The 16927-nt window shown below is 41.7% G+C and carries 18 protein-coding genes; 6 read left to right on the top strand and 12 right to left on the bottom strand.

Going from position 1 to position 16927, the window contains the following annotated elements:
* Positions 1-11 precede the first annotated feature (11 nt).
* A complete protein-coding gene (locus MJ764_RS02890; RefSeq protein WP_239324458.1) occupies positions 12-1667 on the bottom strand; it encodes an electron transfer flavoprotein-ubiquinone oxidoreductase in 1656 nt (551 codons plus the stop codon).
* Positions 1668-2718: 1051 nt separating this feature from the next.
* Here MJ764_RS02890 and MJ764_RS02885 point away from each other — a divergent pair.
* Positions 2719-2946, top strand: coding sequence for a hypothetical protein (locus tag MJ764_RS02885; protein ID WP_239324456.1), 228 nt, complete (start codon positions 2719-2721; stop codon positions 2944-2946).
* A gap of 115 nt (positions 2947-3061) precedes the next feature.
* On the opposite strand, the gene MJ764_RS11410 is transcribed toward MJ764_RS02885, so the two are convergent.
* The 11 genes from MJ764_RS11410 to gshA all read right to left on the bottom strand — a co-directional run bounded on the left by MJ764_RS11410 (position 3062) and on the right by gshA (position 12910).
* The gene (locus tag MJ764_RS11410) at positions 3062-3184 is read right to left on the bottom strand and encodes a hypothetical protein (protein WP_275415229.1); all 123 of its coding nucleotides are present in this window, start codon (positions 3182-3184) and stop codon (positions 3062-3064) included.
* A 418-nt stretch (positions 3185-3602) separates the two neighbouring features.
* A complete protein-coding gene (locus MJ764_RS02880) occupies positions 3603-4256 on the bottom strand; it encodes a DUF484 family protein (RefSeq protein ID WP_239324455.1) in 654 nt (217 codons plus the stop codon).
* Complete coding sequence (dapF, locus tag MJ764_RS02875; protein ID WP_239324453.1) at positions 4253-5110, bottom strand: diaminopimelate epimerase; 858 nt, start codon at positions 5108-5110, stop codon at positions 4253-4255. Before dapF ends, MJ764_RS02880 begins: the two co-directional genes overlap by 4 nt.
* Positions 5111-5418: 308 nt before the next feature.
* Complete coding sequence (locus tag MJ764_RS02870) at positions 5419-6339, bottom strand: LysR family transcriptional regulator (RefSeq protein WP_239324451.1); 921 nt, start codon at positions 6337-6339, stop codon at positions 5419-5421.
* A gap of 8 nt (positions 6340-6347) precedes the next feature.
* Positions 6348-7415 carry a DMT family transporter gene (locus tag MJ764_RS02865; protein ID WP_239324449.1) on the bottom strand — a complete coding sequence of 356 codons (1068 nt, stop codon included), beginning with the start codon at positions 7413-7415 and terminating at the stop codon, positions 6348-6350.
* 51 nt (positions 7416-7466) lie between these two features.
* The gene (locus MJ764_RS02860) at positions 7467-7853 is read right to left on the bottom strand and encodes an AEC family transporter (protein ID WP_338053809.1); all 387 of its coding nucleotides are present in this window, start codon (positions 7851-7853) and stop codon (positions 7467-7469) included.
* 167 nt (positions 7854-8020) lie between these two features.
* Positions 8021-8482 (bottom strand): hypothetical protein, encoded by a 462-nt coding sequence (locus MJ764_RS02855; RefSeq protein WP_239324445.1) that lies wholly within the window; start codon positions 8480-8482, stop codon positions 8021-8023.
* A gap of 457 nt (positions 8483-8939) precedes the next feature.
* Entirely contained in the window at positions 8940-9347 is a 408-nt protein-coding gene (locus MJ764_RS02850) for a diacylglycerol kinase (RefSeq protein WP_239324443.1), read from the bottom strand.
* A 50-nt stretch (positions 9348-9397) separates the two neighbouring features.
* The gene (gene gshB, locus MJ764_RS02845; RefSeq protein WP_239324441.1) at positions 9398-10369 is read right to left on the bottom strand and encodes a glutathione synthase; all 972 of its coding nucleotides are present in this window, start codon (positions 10367-10369) and stop codon (positions 9398-9400) included.
* A gap of 67 nt (positions 10370-10436) precedes the next feature.
* Entirely contained in the window at positions 10437-11447 is a 1011-nt protein-coding gene (trpS, locus tag MJ764_RS02840) for a tryptophan--tRNA ligase (protein WP_239324439.1), read from the bottom strand.
* Positions 11448-11548: 101 nt separating this feature from the next.
* Complete coding sequence (gene gshA / locus MJ764_RS02835; protein WP_239324438.1) at positions 11549-12910, bottom strand: glutamate--cysteine ligase; 1362 nt, start codon at positions 12908-12910, stop codon at positions 11549-11551.
* Positions 12911-13189: 279 nt separating this feature from the next.
* Between gshA and leuC the strand changes: the two genes are divergently transcribed.
* The 5 genes from leuC (at position 13190) to leuB (ending at position 16851) form a co-directional block, all read left to right on the top strand.
* A complete protein-coding gene (gene leuC / locus MJ764_RS02830) occupies positions 13190-14596 on the top strand; it encodes a 3-isopropylmalate dehydratase large subunit (RefSeq protein ID WP_239324436.1) in 1407 nt (468 codons plus the stop codon).
* A 95-nt stretch (positions 14597-14691) separates the two neighbouring features.
* Positions 14692-14817 (top strand): entericidin A/B family lipoprotein, encoded by a 126-nt coding sequence (locus MJ764_RS02825; RefSeq protein ID WP_080701765.1) that lies wholly within the window; start codon positions 14692-14694, stop codon positions 14815-14817.
* 18 nt (positions 14818-14835) lie between these two features.
* Entirely contained in the window at positions 14836-14976 is a 141-nt protein-coding gene (locus MJ764_RS02820) for an entericidin A/B family lipoprotein (RefSeq protein ID WP_100089603.1), read from the top strand.
* Between the two features lie 67 nt (positions 14977-15043).
* The gene (gene leuD, locus MJ764_RS02815) at positions 15044-15685 is read left to right on the top strand and encodes a 3-isopropylmalate dehydratase small subunit (protein ID WP_239324434.1); all 642 of its coding nucleotides are present in this window, start codon (positions 15044-15046) and stop codon (positions 15683-15685) included.
* A gap of 95 nt (positions 15686-15780) precedes the next feature.
* Positions 15781-16851, top strand: coding sequence for a 3-isopropylmalate dehydrogenase (leuB, locus tag MJ764_RS02810; RefSeq protein ID WP_239324432.1), 1071 nt, complete (start codon positions 15781-15783; stop codon positions 16849-16851).
* Positions 16852-16927: the final 76 nt, after the last annotated feature.

Genomic DNA, 16927 nt, shown 5'->3' with positions numbered 1-16927 from the left:
CATTTTAACATTTACATTTCCGCATAATTGGGCCCACTGCCACCTTCTGGGCAAACCCAGTTAATATTCTGGGCTGGATCTTTAATATCACAGGTTTTGCAGTGTACACAATTCTGTGCATTAATTTGCAAATGTGGATTTCCCGCTTTTTCAACAATTTCATACACACCAGCAGGACAGTAACGGATTTCCGGGCTGGCATAATCACGATAATTGACACTGATGGCCAGCTCCGGGTTGTGAAGTTGTAAATGTACCGGCTGGCTTTCATTGTGGCTGATTCCAGCCAGAAAAACGCTGCTCATGCGATCAAAGGTTAATTTACCATCTGCTTTAGGATAATCAATAGGCTGGCAGTCCTGTGCTTTACGTAAAGATGCATAATCGGCACAGTGATGGCGAAGTGTCCATGGAGTTTTGCCCCTGAACAGATATTCTTCAAGCGCACTATAAGCCAGACCGCCAAACAACCCCCATTTGAACGCTGGCCGCATATTGCGAACTTTATGCAATTCAGTATATAACCAACTGTTTCGGAATAATTCAGTATACCTTACCGCTTCACTATTACTACTATCATCGATGCCTTCTGCATTCAATACGTCAATCACGGCTTCTGCTGCCAACATTCCTGATTTCATAGCTGCGTGGATACCTTTGATACGCGGTACATTCAGAAAGCCAGCAGTATCGCCAACCAGTACACCACCTGGAAAAGTCAGCTTAGGCAGACTTTGCAGCCCCCCCTCGCTTAATGCGCGTGCACCATAAGCAACACACTTACCACCTTCAAGCACTTCCCGAATGGCTGGATGGGTTTTATAGCGTTGCATTTCAGCAAAGGGCGACAAATAAGGATTCTGGTAATCCAGACCAATTACAAATCCCACAGCCACTTTATTATCATTCAAGTGATACAGGAATGAACCGCCATATGTCTGCTGATCCAGTGGCCAGCCAATTGAATGTATTACCGTGCCTGGTCTGGATTTTTCCGGCGCGATTTCCCATAACTCTTTAATCCCGATTCCGTAGGTCTGATGCTGACAATCCCTGTTTAATCCAAACTGCTGAATCAAGGTTTTAGTAAGCGAACCGCGACAGCCCTCCGCAAAGATGGTTTGCTGCGCTAATAACTCCATGCCCTGCTGATAATTATCCCCGGGCTTATTATCACGGTTTAGCCCCATATCTCCCGTAGCTATGCCACGTACGGAACCATCAGGGTGGTACAGCACTTGCGCAGCAGCAAAACCCGGATAGATTTCTACACCCAGTTCTTCTGCCTGCTGCGCCAGCCAGCGACAGAATACTCCCAGACTAATAATATAATTACCGTGATTGTTAAAGCTTGGCGGAGTAGGCAATCGATAGGCTTTCTTCTGGGTTAGAAACAGCAACCGGTCTTCCTTAACAGGACAGGATAATGGTGCACCCTTTTCCTGCCAGTTTTCAATTAGCTCAGATAAAGAACGAGGGTCAATAACTGCACCAGACAGAATATGTGCGCCAACTTCAGAACCTTTATCGACTATGCACACACTGATGTCACGTTGCTGTCGGGCTGCCAGTTGCTTCAGGCGGATGGCTGCAGATAAACCTGACGGGCCAGCACCAACAATCACAACATCATACTGCATGCTTTCGCGTTCAACGGTTTCTGTCATGGTAAGCTTTCTGGATTGAAACAATGATAACTAAACAGCTAGCATGCCCGATATAAGCATGCCGGATATTTAAAACTTGTCATTATAACGAACAATGGCATTCAACTGTGACTATAGCAATTAAACGGTCTTTGACTAAGCTGTATAGACAGATTAATAAATGGTGTAAACAAATTCAGATGTGAATAGACGCAGATAAACTAGCCAGAGACAGATAAATTGGTTATAGCCGGCAATACTCTACCATTAACCAAATTTGATTTTAAATCATGCAAAGTGCTTGCTATCTTAAGATTTGTGTTTTAATCAGCAGATGCATTCAGTAACAGATTAACAATTTTCAATTGTTTTCGATACCAGATCAAAATGTTAAATTCAATATATAGAATGTAGAGTTACAAACAGCAAAAAAGCTGCCACTGGTTATAGATATATTGAACAACTATATCATTAATAATACTAATCTGAATATATAAGATAATTGAATTGCAGATTTGAGGTTAATCACTGACTACATGCAGAATATTCAAAAAATCGTTTATAAAAAATCCTTTTTTCTACAGCTACCGTCAGCAAAAATCAGGGTCTTCGTCTCTATGCATGAAATAAGCCCCCATTAGCAACAGTTGAAAGATTTATATGAGGCAATAAAGCCACAAACAGGCAAATATGTTGTAAAAAAGCAACTGTTGTTTATTTTAATAATTTGAACATGTAATCACTTAACTGTAAAATTATTGTTGAATATTATTTACTTTTACTAAATTTTATCAATACCTTATATCTTTAATTATACTAATGGCCTGTAATTGTGCATAGAAGCTTATATATCATCAAACAGCATTTTCAATTAGGCAACAGACTTTACCTACCGGCTTATTTAACAAAAATACACGCATGGCTGATTGCATTAGTTTGCAAGGCGGGGCATAATTCGATTTGCACAAGTTATGCGCACTATAGCTATTTGTTGATGAAACGATATGGTGTGCAAAAACTGGACTTCCATCATTAAAGTAATACTTTTTGATACAGATTAAGGTACATAATCATGAAAAAATCTTTGTTAGCTGCTGCTGCCCTGATGTCTTTGTTCTTGGCTGCTTGTACTAAAGACGAAGCAGCTCCTGCTGCTTCTGCTGCTTCAGAAATTGCTGCTCCTGCTTCTGAAGTTGCTGCTCCTGCTTCTGAGCCAGCTGCAGCCGCTTCTGAAGTTGCTGCTCCTGTTGTTGCTTCTGAAGCTGAAGCCGAAGCTTCTGCAGCTGCTGCTTCTAAATAAGCACACAAAAATCAAAAAAGCCAGACTGTTTAGTCTGGCTTTTTCGTTATCCCATTATTCAATACAGAATAAATTATCTTAGTTGCCAGTTAGCAACCTCAATTACAATTTTCCTCTAAAACTTAACGTCATATATACCAGCTGCGTAAACAAACTGAAAAGCAATAAAGTCTGCCATCGCCATATTGGTTTTTCTTTGTCGGCGCCACGCAAAAATAGCATCATCATCAATATCCATTGACTACCAATCCAGAAAATCGGTTGCCAGGCGAACATCTGAAGCAAACTAACTAGAAAAGGGATAATCAGAGCAGCTTTTTTTATCAGGCACAAAACTAAAGTCAGACAGATAGCCAACGATCCAAGCTGTAACCAGCTACTGTAGAACAGCATAGTTAAATAAGGGCTATTCCTGAGCTTGCAGCCTTGATGCATAACAAAACATGACCCTAGCAATACGTATACTGGCACCAAAAACGAATTTATCGGCTTAAAAGGACCAGCAATACCCGGCAAAATCTCACTACTTATGTTAGCCAAAACCAACCAGATAGTTACGGATGCCGCCAACCAGCCATGAAGCTGATACTTACAGCATTGCCAGACAAACAGCACTGTATATATCAGTACAACAGCATTACTTATTAGTGTACCCATTAGCGTACCAGTTTCAGCAAACGTGCGAGAACAATAGCCATATTATCAGCCATGGCTGTTACCCATTCGGTGGCCATATCGGGAGCAAAATGTGCTTCATTTTCATGGCCAATAACCAATATTGCAAGCACTTGATCTTTCCAGAGCAGTGGTAACTGTAAAAAACTTTCCAGACGTGGCTGCGTAGGTAATAACTCTAATAAAGCAGCTACCGGTAAAGCACCACAAACAGGAGCAGTTAATTTTTCACTAATGACTTTAATCTTGTCGTCTGCCAGTAAAGTTACAGGCACACGCACATTTTTTGGTATATGGGTAACGATTTTCAGTGCATAGTGAGATAAAGCAAATTCATTCTTCAACCCATCCCTGATTGCACGCTGCCACTGTGCCACTGTATTTACGGTAAGCAGACGCTGATCAAATGCCATAAATTTAGCCATCAGTGTATGATTTGCATCCGCATCACCCAGCATCTGAATCAGTTGCGAAGCCATTTTCTCGGTTTTACGCTGCATCACTTGCATCTTGCCCTGCTGAAATGACAATATTTTGCTTTCAATCGGGCGCAAATTAAACTCGGCAGCATGTTCGTACAGCCACTGTGGGTGCGCATGTAAAAAAGCACGCACTTTTGCCTCATCAATACTCATAAATAATTAATCTCCCCTTCAAATACAGTCTGCACCGCACCAGTCATCCAGACATGAGCGTCTGGCCGTTGCTGCCAGCTAATCGATAGCAGCCCACCGGGTAAATTCACCTGTACCGGTTCATCATCGCCCAGCAAACCCAGACTGATTCCGGCTACTACGGCTGCACATGCACCGGTACCGCAAGCCTGCGTTTCGCCGACACCGCGCTCAAAGACACGCAAGCGAATCTGTTGTGGTGACAGTATTTGCATAAATCCCACATTAACCCGCTGTGGAAACTGTCTGTGGTTTTCAATTGCAGCACCTAGCCGATGTACTGGTGTCTGGTCGATATCTTCCACCACCATAACGGCGTGCGGATTACCCATATTGATACAGGTCACATCAACCGCATCAGTTCCGACAACCAGCCGATGGCTGATACGCTGGGCATCATCTTCATCAATGGCAGCAAACGGAATCTGTTCGGGTGCAAATAATGGCACGCCCATATCTACTGTTACTGTACCATTATCATTTAAATGCGGCACAATCACCCCACCTGCCGTTTCTACCACAATCTGTTGCTTGTTGGTTAAGCCTTTATCATAGACAAAGCGGGCAAAACAGCGTGCACCGTTACCACACTGTTCCACTTCTGAACCATCGGCATTAAAGATGCGATAACGAAAATCAGCTTTTGCTGTCTGCGGGGCTTCAATCAAGAGAAGCTGGTCAAATCCTACACCTGTATGCCGTTGTGCCCATGCGGCAATGGGTGCTGTAGTCGGGTCAAATTTCTGGTTGATACTATCAATAACCATGAAATCATTACCTAAACCATGCATTTTGGTAAATTTTAATTTTGTCATAAGCCACTCAGTCTGTCATTACAGCAGGTAAGCGACTATGATACCGATTTATGGTGCTAACGATAAGTTCTGAACATTACTAAAGACAAAAATCTTTACATTGATATGATTTCAAAAAGAAGTTTATCTGCAATTTTGCATATTTCATCTTTTAAATCAGAATTAGCCTGAATAACTAATAATATATATTTATATTTTGGGCTACGGCTTGGTAATTCCGTTACATAAAGCATTTATTAAAAATTTAAGCTGCCTGATTACTCTAATACCAAATATATCGGCATAAATATACCTCGAATTTTGCTCAATCATTTGATATTTTGAATGAAGTAATCGGTAAAAACCCTTAGTTTTGCTGACTTTCTATGTGATTCAGGGTAAAGAAAGCAAAATTGCCATAAATGATTAATAGAATATTCAGGTAAAATTTCAACCAATTTATTATTCTGTAGCTCATCATGCACTGCAAATTTAAACAAATGTACAATTCCACAATTATTCAATGCTAGAAACTTAGTCGCAAGAATATTGTCAAACACCTGTATCTGGTTCGAATAATGAAAATTTCTTTCTGAATGATTATCTACACAGTACCATGAGAATTTTTTATTATTTTCGCTGATGCTGAAATTAATACACTGATGATTCTTAATATCTGATGGACATTGTATTCTGCTGTTGCTGGCCAAATATTCTGGACTAGCAAACAGACCAGATACAGCATTATATAATGTCTTTTTAATTAAAAAAGACTCAAGTTTGGTCTCAGGCTGAATCAACCTCACCGATAGGTCATAAGTTTCAGCCACAAAATCAATATTGCGATTGGTTACATGAAAATCTAGTTTAAGTTGGGGATATTGTTTGCAAAAATTATTTAAACATGGCGCAATTTTATAATTAAAAAAACTTTCTGGGACACTGATTTTCAGTCTGCCTGCAACAGACTCTTTGTGCAGTTTGATTTCACGTTCTGTACTTATTAATGATTCTAATATTTCCGAACATTTTTTATAATAAATTTTCCCCTCAGGCGTTAATTTGATTTTACGTGTATTTCGGCTGAATAATTCAATACCAATCCTTTCTTCAAGTCTTTTGATTGAGCGGCTAACAGCAGCAGGCGTGATATTCAAATACTCAGCAGCAGCCGAAAAATTTTCATTCTCAGCTGCTACCAGAAATAATTCTAGACTAGCTAAATGCATACTCTGTAAATGATTTTTCATTTCAACAATTATGTTTCTGCTTCATTTTTACGCATATAGAGATTATTCATTATTAATGCCATCAGCGTAATAACCATACCAAAAACTTCAATATACGAAACATTATGCCCTTGTAAAAGGCCGATAATATACGAAATAACTGGCACCAGATTAACAAATAAAACACCATTGATTGTGCCAAGCACTTTAATACCCGCATTCCAGCTAATAATCACTAAAGTGGTCATGACCAAAATAAATATATCTAATTTACTGCCTACTAATGCATGAGAACTTGGATAGCTGGCATATCCTAATAAAGTAGCCGTTAAAGTAATGATTATTATACTCAGTGTTCCTAAGGAAGAGCTTAAAGCAGTGACTCGTAAAGCACTCCATCTATATACTGAAATCATAACATTGGCAAAATAGGTATAAATTACCCAGCAAACAGTGGCTGCCAGTAATAACAAATCACCAATAAAACTAGATGAAGCCATCAAATGACTGAAATTACCATTAGTAATAACCAAAACTATGCCGGCAAAAGCTATTAGCATACAGAAAATGGTTTTAGTATCGGGGAAACTACGATTAATAATACATGTTAAAGCAAACGATAATAAGGGCATGAGTGCTAATATAATAGTTGCATGTTCTGCTGATGAATAACCGATTCCTATGAATGTGAGAAAATTTAGCCCTGCAAAGCCGATACTTCCGAAAAACCAAAGTAGTAAGGTTTTACCTTCAGTCTGATAACTTTGTTTTCCTTCCAGAACGATTAATATCACACTGACAAGCACTGCGCCCAAAACATAACGGATGAATGTAAGGTAATAGCCATCAATACCTGAAGATACAGCATGTTTGGATGCTGGATACATAATTCCCCAGCCTATTACCGTAATTAATAAATAAACAATACTTCTGCAACCATGTTGCTTGCTTATGTTCATGTCTTTTAACCTAAAATAAATTGTACTATATATTGTTATAATCCGTTTCAAGTAAAAGAACATTATAGGATGGGTAATAAGTATTGTTACATCAGGGAATAAATCAGATCCGGTCACACCAATAATAAGACCTGTCATTTATTCAGATAAGCATATATCAAATATACATTTATTAGCTTAAATCACCACTCAAATCGCTAATAGATTCATAACCGGCGGCTGAACCAGCATCAGCACTATCGGCAAGGTAATCAGGCTTAATACCGTACTGAAAAAAGTGGCTGAAGAAACCAATTGCGGTTTGCTGTTGAACTGCACGGACATCAAAGTAGTATTAGCTGCTGTCGGCATGGCGGCAAGAACAATCAATATTTTTTTCGCCATCAGGTCTATCGGCATAAAATACACCAGCAGCAACGCCCACAGGGGTGATACCATCAATCGGACTACCAGCGTAAAGCTTATTTTGGCAACTTCAATTTGTCTGATATGTAATGTTGCCAATTGCATACCCAGAATCAGCATGATTACTGGAATAGATGAATCCCCTATCATGCTCACGGCCAGCAGTACCAAGCCAAACCAAAATTACCAACGTACCATAATTTTTTATTTATAAAGCATATAGATAGCATCAGGACACAATTATCCTGATTGTTGTAATGACATAATTTTCATCAAAGATAAACTAGTATAATCAGCCCAACACATATATTCTATTATCTTCTTTTATTAAGATTTGACTAACTATCGAAATCAAAATGAATTAAGTAATGTTCATTTTGATAAATGATAACTAAATCACACCATCGTGTTGCATAGGAAATTGGCGGAGAAATGTGGATTTCATATAAATAGCATGAGTTAAGCTTTACTGGTGCTAATGCATCAATAAAACCGCGGATGCCCCATATGTTATTCTCTTTATGTATCGTTGGCGAATAGGAAAGCTTAAAGAACCATTCACTTATTATTTGTGTGAATTTCTCTACCGTTATCTGTACTGGGTTTATATGCCATAAATCACCGTCATAGTGCTTACCTTTACTGTCAACCAAGGTTCCAAAATGTTGTTTCAAGGTATTACTCAAATTACCTCTATGCTCTAACAATACAATAGAAAAATAACAGCCATGATTAGGCCCCATATTAAGGCAGCGCATCGCCTCTAAATAACCATTAATAAAATCTACATTAATTGACATACGGTGCCCCTTATAGTTTGATTTAGGTCAAGAACATGAATACAAGATTAGCTAACCCTACTTTTATACGTTCACGACTTATCTTAAATGATGAACGATTTAAACAAATCGATTTTACGCAGTCATCACCGCGTCAATATGCCAGTACATATAAGGCATAATAAGCATAGGCAACAGTTAGCTGATTGCTATAGAACGTTTTAAAGGCTAAAAATGGCGAAAGAATATACAACGACATTTTTGACAAATTGGCAATATCAAATTTTAATACTTTCTGCGCCATAAAACCTGTGACAAAAATACCGAATACAGGTAATAGAATTATCAAAAAATGCATTGTTTACTTTCTATTTTTTAGTCAGCAGCCAGATTTATGTTTAGTCAATAATTCCTGTAAAAAGTTAAAAATACCCGCATCCGTAATCTAACTGTCTAAAGTGTAAAAATGCAGTATTGTCTAAAACCAGTTAATCAGGTAATCACGCCATAATGCCAATAACCACAAGATAGCCAGAAGTAGCAAAGCTAACAACTGAGCGGCCGAAGCTGTATCTTTAGCACGTTTGGCCAAAGGATGTTTAGCTAGCGAAGTATGATCTACGGCTGCCTCAATAGCGGTATTAAACAGCTCAACAATCCAGCTTAAGAATGAGGCCATAATCAATACCATCCGTGTCTGCATACCAAAATCCAGCACGAATACCAGTACAATCAATACGCTATTTAATAATAACAACTGACGAAAACCTGACTCGCTACAGGCGGCTTTCAAACCGGCTAGAGAATAACCATAAGCATTGAATATACGGCGTAAACCTTTTTTACCTTTAACATTTATGGCGTACTGATTGTTATTTTCCGGCATAACAATAATTTTCCCTTTTTACATCTGCTATTTATAAAATATATGAAAAACTACACAGGTGAACCGTGCAAGCGCGCAGCCTCTTCCACTGCATCGGCAAACAATGCGGCCACATCACAATCGGTTTGTTTGCTAATTTCCTGAAAACCAGTTGGGCTGGTCACATTGATTTCAGTGAGGTAATCACCAATAACATCCAGACCAGCCAGTAAAATACCTCTGCGTACCAGTTCTGGAGCCAGTGTTTCTGCAATCTGTAGATCGCGTTCACTCAATGGCTGAGCCACACCTCTGCCACCAGCAGCCAGATTGCCACGCGTTTCACCCTGCTGCGGGATACGTGCCAGCGCATAAGGCACAACTCTACCGCCGATAATCAATATGCGTTTATCGCCATGAACAATTTCGGGAATATAACGTTGCGCCATAATGGTGCGACTATCCAGACGCATCAGCATTTCCAGAATACTGCCAATATTGGGGTCGTTCTGTTTTAGGCGAAAGATACCCATACCGCCCATTCCATCCAACGGCTTGATAATAATGTCATGATATTCACTTAGAAACGCTCGCACATCAACTGCGTGCGTCGTAACCAACGTTGGGGCGGTAAACTCAGGAAAATCCAGAATGGCCAGTTTTTCATTAAAATCACGCATTGCCTGACCACTGTTATACACATAGGCACCCTGTTTGGCGGCCAGTGTCAACAATTGAGTAGCATACAGATACTGCATATCAAAAGGCGGATCGGTACGCATGATAACCGCATCAAAACGATTCAGTGGGCATTGTTGCGGTGGCAAAGGTTTAAACCAGTTATGATCATGCTCATCGCTGGCATCAGTAAAGCTGAACTCGCTCGCACTGGCCACAACACATTCCTGTTGCACACTCAACTGACTGGCTAATGTATGAAACAGTTTCCAGCCACGTCTGGCCATCTCCCGCATCATGGCATACGTGGTGTCTTTATAGGTTTTAAAACCTGCCATCGGGTCGGCAATAAATAGGATTTTCATCGAGTTTACCTGTCGGAGTGTTTATCCGGCAGGGAGAGTTATTTTCCCTTCCGGATAAAAATATACTCTATTTTAATGAACGGATACCCACTGCTTCGCGTACTGCCTCCAGTAGTGGCCGTGCCTGCTGGCGCGCTTTTACAGCACCAGCCTGCAAAATATCTTCAATCAGAGCAGGCTGTGCGTTCAGTTGCGCAAAGCGTTCACGCTTCTCAGCCAGTTCCTCATTGATTTTTGCCGCCAGAATTTTCTTGGCTTCACCCCAGGCCAGTCCATCTGCGAGCATCTGTGTAAACTGGTCGGTTTCTGCTGGCGTGGCAAATGCCTTGTAAATATCAAACAAGGGACTTTCATCCGGCTGTTTCGCTTCGCCGGGTTCTTTCAGATTAGTGACAATCTTATTAACAGCTTTCTGCAATTTCTTTTCAGACTCAAACAGCGGAATGGTATTGCCATAACTTTTGCTCATTTTACGGCCATCCAGCCCCACAAGTGTTTCAACATTGTCGTCGATTTGCGCTTCCGGTAAGGTAAACAGCGGTTTGAAACGATGATTAAAACGGCCTGCAATATCGCGCGCCATTTCCAGATGCTGAATCTGGTCTCGACCTACAGGGACTTTATCTGCATTAAACATCAGAATGTCCGCACTCATCAGCATCGGATAACAGAACAGCCCCATTTCAATACCATGATCCGGGTCTTCCTGCCCTTTCTCAGCATTTTCCTGCATGGCTGCCTTATAGGCATGTGCGCGGTTCATCAGCCCTTTGGCGGTATTGCAGGTAAGAATCCAGTTTAATTCCATTATTTCGGGAATATCTGTCTGACGATAGAAAGTGGTACGTTCTGGGTCGAGACCGCAGGCAAGCCAGGTCGCCGCCACAGCTTTTGTGGATTCGTACACTTTTTCAGGTTCATGACATTTAATCAGAGCATGATAGTCTGATAAAAACAGAAATGATTCCACGTCAGGGTTCAGGCTGGCCTGAATCGCCGGACGAATTGCCCCAACATAATTGCCCAAATGCGGTATTCCGCTGGGGGTAACGCCGGTTAATACTCGAGTTTTTTTCATTATGTATATAACTTTATCAATTAACGATTTATTAATACTGAAGCTGTTTTGCTGAATCCTGAAAATCAGCACAACAATACAATCAAGGCAGTGCAGGCAAATTAAACAGTCGGTTCGGGCATATTTTCCAGCTCAATAGCTGCAGCCAGTAAAGATAATCTGGCCAGTACACCATACACATACAAACGAGTACTTTCGCAATCACTGGCCTGAGTAATATCATTAGTCTGTGGTATGCTCAGCTTTTCCCACGGCTTAAACTCGCGTTTGCTTACGGCCTCTTCTTCATCATTTTGCGTTTCCGGTGAAGCAATATTACATTTCAATGGGACAAAATGCATGCCTACGGCATTAAGATTCTCATCAGGCCCACGATCCTGATGCACGCGATAAAAGCCACCGATAACGAATCTATCCATCATGTATACAACAGGTTCGGCTGTTGCGCCATGCAGTGTTTCATAAGTATAGATACCTTCCTGCACGATGACTTCGCTAACTTCCAGCCCCTCTTTGATTTTGGCCATTTTATTGCGTTTTTTGCGATTGAGTCCACGCACTTCATCAGCAGAATGCACACTCATCACTCCCATACCATAAGTGCCAGCATCAGCTTTAACAATAACAAAAGGCCTATCCTCAATCCCCAGCTCATCATATTTGTGCTGAATACGCTGTAACAGCCGTTCGACGGTTTCAGCCAGACGATTTTCTCCTTCATGGCTAGTGAAATCAAGATCGCTGCATACTTCAAAATAGGGATTGATTACCCACTCATCGATACCTACTAACTGGGCAAATTCTGCCGCTACCTGATTGTAAGCTTGAAAATGGGTACTTTTGCGCCTTGTGGTCCAGCCAGCTTTCACTGGTGGTAACAATGTCTGCTCCAGACCCTGTAAGATTTCTGGTACACCGCCAGACAAATCATTATTTAACAGAATCATACATGGTGTAAATCCATCCGCCAGCTGCAAATGGTTTCCCTGCCGTTGTACTGGTTCCAGTGTGATGTGGTCACCAAGTGCGGTTTCAAGCGTGGTTACCTGAGTAATTTCAGGATTCAGTGTACCAATACGAACATCTAAACCGACATGCCGCAGAATGGAATACAATGCATAAACATTTTGCAGATAAAAAGTATTCCGCGTATGGTTCTCGGGGATTAATAATACTGACTGAGCTTCAGCACAGGCACGTTCCACCGCATCCTGCGCCGCTACTGACGCCAGAGGCAGAAAAGCAGGATTCAGATTATTAAAACCGCCGGGAAACAGATTCATATCGATACTGGCCAATTTATATCCGCTGTTGCGAATGTCCACCGATCCGTAAAAAGGAGCGTGGTGATGTCGCCATTGAGAACGAAACCATGATTCAATCTGGGTTTGTCTGGCTAAAATTGCACGTTCAAAATTCTGCAACTCTATACGATGCGCTGCGGCCACATCCGGTAAACTCATATTTCATTCCTTTCTACATTCACACACAGCATTTTTGCTTCATATGGCAGTCATCATTATAACAATAAACGACAATTCAGCAGAAAACAGCAAATATTATCATTATCAAAAATAATCCAGCTATGCTTGCTAAAACAAATTAGACATTTAGTCTAAAAATACTATAAATTTTTGCTGAAAACGGCTGAATGTTTTATTTTTAGACAAAACACTTGTAAATCCCTCTTAACAGTATTAAGATTCCTCACACAGAAATCATAACAAAACAAAGCTACTCCAATGAACGCACAAACCCTGTATGAAAAACTGTGGAATAGCCATATTGTCCAAGAGCAGGCAGATGGCACAGTATTACTTTATATCGACCGCCATCTGGTGCATGAAGTAACTAGCCCGCAAGCATTTGAAGGCCTGAAGCTGGCGCATCGTCCCCTCTGGCGCGAACAAAGCATTGTGGCCACAGCTGATCACAATACCCCTACTGATCATTGGGATGAAGGCATTACTGATCCCATATCCAAACTTCAAGTCAATACGCTGGATAAAAATATTCAGGATTTCGGCGTACAGAAATATTATCCATTTAAAAATATCAATCAGGGAATTGTCCATGTTGTTGGCCCGGAACAGGGTGCTACTCTACCGGGCATGACGGTAGTATGCGGCGATTCGCATACGTCCACACATGGTGCATTCGGTGCACTTGCTCATGGCATCGGCACATCTGAAGTAGAACATGTGATGGCAACACAGTGCATTACCGCCAAAAAATCACAGACTATGCTGATTGAAATTAATGGCAATCTCAAATCCGGCATTACCGCCAAAGACATTGCCTTGTATATCATCGGCCAGATTGGTACGGCTGGCGGAACTGGCTATGCAATTGAATTTGGTGGCGAAACCATACGCAATCTATCAATGGAGGGGCGCATGACACTTTGCAATATGGCAATTGAAGCCGGTGCCCGCTCTGGTCTGGTGGCCGTAGACCAGACAACCATTGATTACATCAAAGACCGTCATTTTGCACCCAAAGGGGCATTATGGGAACAGGCTGTCAGCTATTGGCAGACTCTGGTGTCTGATGATGGCGCACATTTTGACAAAACCTATCACTTTAACGCAGCAGATATAGAGCCTCAGGTAACTTGGGGCACATCACCGGAAATGGTTATCGCGATAAACAAACAGATACCAGATCCAGCAGCAGAGGCTGATCCGGTTAAACGCGAAGGCATGCAGCGCGCCTTACAATATATGGGATTAACTGCCGGCACACCAATAAATGAAATTCCGGTTGATGTGGTATTTATCGGTTCATGCACCAACGGGCGCATTGAGGATCTGCGTATGGCCGCCAAAGTCGCAGAAGGGCAACACAAGGCAGATAATGTTAAAAGGGTATTGATTGTGCCCGGCTCTGGCATAGTTAAACAGCAAGCGGAAGAAGAAGGTCTGGATAAAATCTTTACTGCGGCTGGCTTTGAATGGCGTGAACCGGGCTGCTCAATGTGTCTGGCGATGAATGCAGACCGCTTACAGCCACAGGAACGCTGTGCTTCTACTTCCAACCGCAATTTTGAAGGCCGGCAAGGCAATGGCGGGCGTACTCATCTAGTTAGTCCGGCCATGGCTGCCGCAGCAGCAATTACCGGACATTTTACCGATGTGCGACAAATATAAAGTGAATAACTTGCAGTTTTAGGCCAGCAAGTGCATGATAAGCATGTAGTTCTGATTGAATTTGTTAACTTTTATCTTTGTTTAAGGAGTAAGGCATGAAAAAAATGTTGTTAATTGCTGCAATGGTTATGGCTGTACTCTCCGGTTGTCACACAATTCATGGAATGGGACAGGATGTAAGAGCCGGTGGCCAGCACTTATCCAATGCTGCCGATAAATAATCATACAAGGATAAAATCATGAAAAAACTGATGCTTTTGAGTATTGCCATTGTTGGTTTTCTGGCGGGTTGTCATACTGTTTCCGGTGTGGGTCGTGATATTTCCTCCGGTGGTCAGGCAGTAAGTAATGCTTCTGACCACGTACGCTCAGAAATGTAACTGTACGCAAGCCCGTCAGGGCTTGCTCAAAATTCAATCATTAACTACACAATACTGAAATACCAGCATGAAATCTTTTACTACCCTTACTGCTCTGGTAGCACCTCTGGATCGCGCCAATGTAGACACAGATGCCATTATTCCAAAGCAGTTTTTAAAATCAATCAAACGTAGTGGCTTTGGCCCCAATGCTTTCGATGAATGGCGTTATCTGGATCACGGTGAACCCGGCATGGATAATAGCAAGCGTCCATTAAATCCGGATTTTGTGCTTAACCAGCCACGTTATCAGGGTGCACATATTTTGCTCACTCGTAAAAATTTCGGGTGTGGTTCCAGCCGAGAACACGCACCATGGGCATTGGATGATTATGGCTTCCGAGCCATCATTGCCCCCTCTTTTGCAGATATCTTTTTTAATAACTGTTATAAAAATGGTTTGTTACCAATTATTCTGCCTGAGGAAGTAATTGACCAGCTATTCCAAGAAGTTATTGCTCAGGAAGGCTATCAGCTCAGTATCAATCTACCCGAACAAACCGTCAGCACACCCAATGGTAACCACTACCATTTTGAGATAACCGAGCATCGCAAGCATTGTTTGCTCAATGGTCTGGATGAAATTGGCCTGACTTTACAACATGCAGATGCCATCAAGGCATATGAAATCAAACACCAGCAACAGCAACCTTGGCTGTACCAGCCCTAATTGAATCGGGCAAATTTCTATTTTCATTTATTCAGAATAAACAAACTGATGACCGCAAGGCCATTGGCAATTAATTAACATGCAGAAAGAATAAAATGAGCAAACACATTGCCATTCTTCCCGGTGACGGCATAGGGCCGGAAATCATCGCACAGGCGGTACGCATTTTAGACAAATTTATTGCAGACGGGCTGGATGCAGATTATCAGTATGCACCGTTAGGGGGAGCTGCCTATGATGAATATGGCCATCCCTACCCCGAATTTACCCAAAATATCTGTCGTCAGGCAGATGCAGTGTTACTGGGTGCAGTTGGTGGTCCACAATATGACAAACTGGAACGTCCATTGCGCCCCGAACGTGGTTTACTGGCCATCCGCAAAGACCTTAACCTGTTTGGTAATCTGCGCCCGGCGATTCTCTATCCTGAGCTGGCCAATGCTTCAACCCTGAAACCGGAAGTTGTTTCTGGCCTGAACATACTGATTGTGCGCGAACTAACCGGTGATATCTATTTTGGCGAGCCACGCGGTATCCATACTTTGCCCAATGGCGAACGCGAAGGCATCAATACCATGCGTTATAGTGAAAGTGAAATCCGCCGCATCGGTAAAATTGCTTTTGAAGCTGCCCAGAAACGCAATAAAAAACTGTGTTCCGTTGATAAAGCCAATGTATTGGAAACTACCGAACTGTGGCGTGAAATCATCACGGATATGAGTAAGGATTACCCTGATGTCAGCGTCACCCATATGTATGTAGACAATGCAGCCATGCAGCTAGTAAAAGCACCCAAGCAGTTTGATGTGATCGTCACCGGCAATATCTTTGGCGATATTCTCTCTGATCAGGCATCCATGTTATCAGGCTCCATTGGCATGCTACCTTCTGCTTCTCTCAACGAAACAGGAAAAGGCATGTATGAACCTTCACATGGTTCCGCTCCTGATATAGCTGGCCAGAATCTGGCCAATCCACTAGCAACCATCCTCTCTTTAGCCATGCTGTTGCGTTACAGCCTGAATAATGAGCATGCTGCACAAAAGATTGAGCAGGCCGTGGGTAAAGTACTGGCACAAGGGTTGCGTACCGGTGATATTTTTGAAGAAGGCTGCCAGCGCGTTTCTTGTAGCCAAATGGGTGATGCGGTGCTTGCTGCGTTATAAGCCAATTGCACATTGGCCTTAAATTACGTATATTAAACTTAACAGAGCAATGTCTACTCTGTTAAGTTATTTTTTT

Source organism: Snodgrassella gandavensis (assembly GCF_914768025.1).
Taxonomy (GTDB): domain Bacteria; phylum Pseudomonadota; class Gammaproteobacteria; order Burkholderiales; family Neisseriaceae; genus Snodgrassella; species Snodgrassella gandavensis.
The sequence above is the reverse complement of the archived record's forward strand: the minus strand, read 5'-3'. Positions and strand labels throughout refer to the sequence as shown.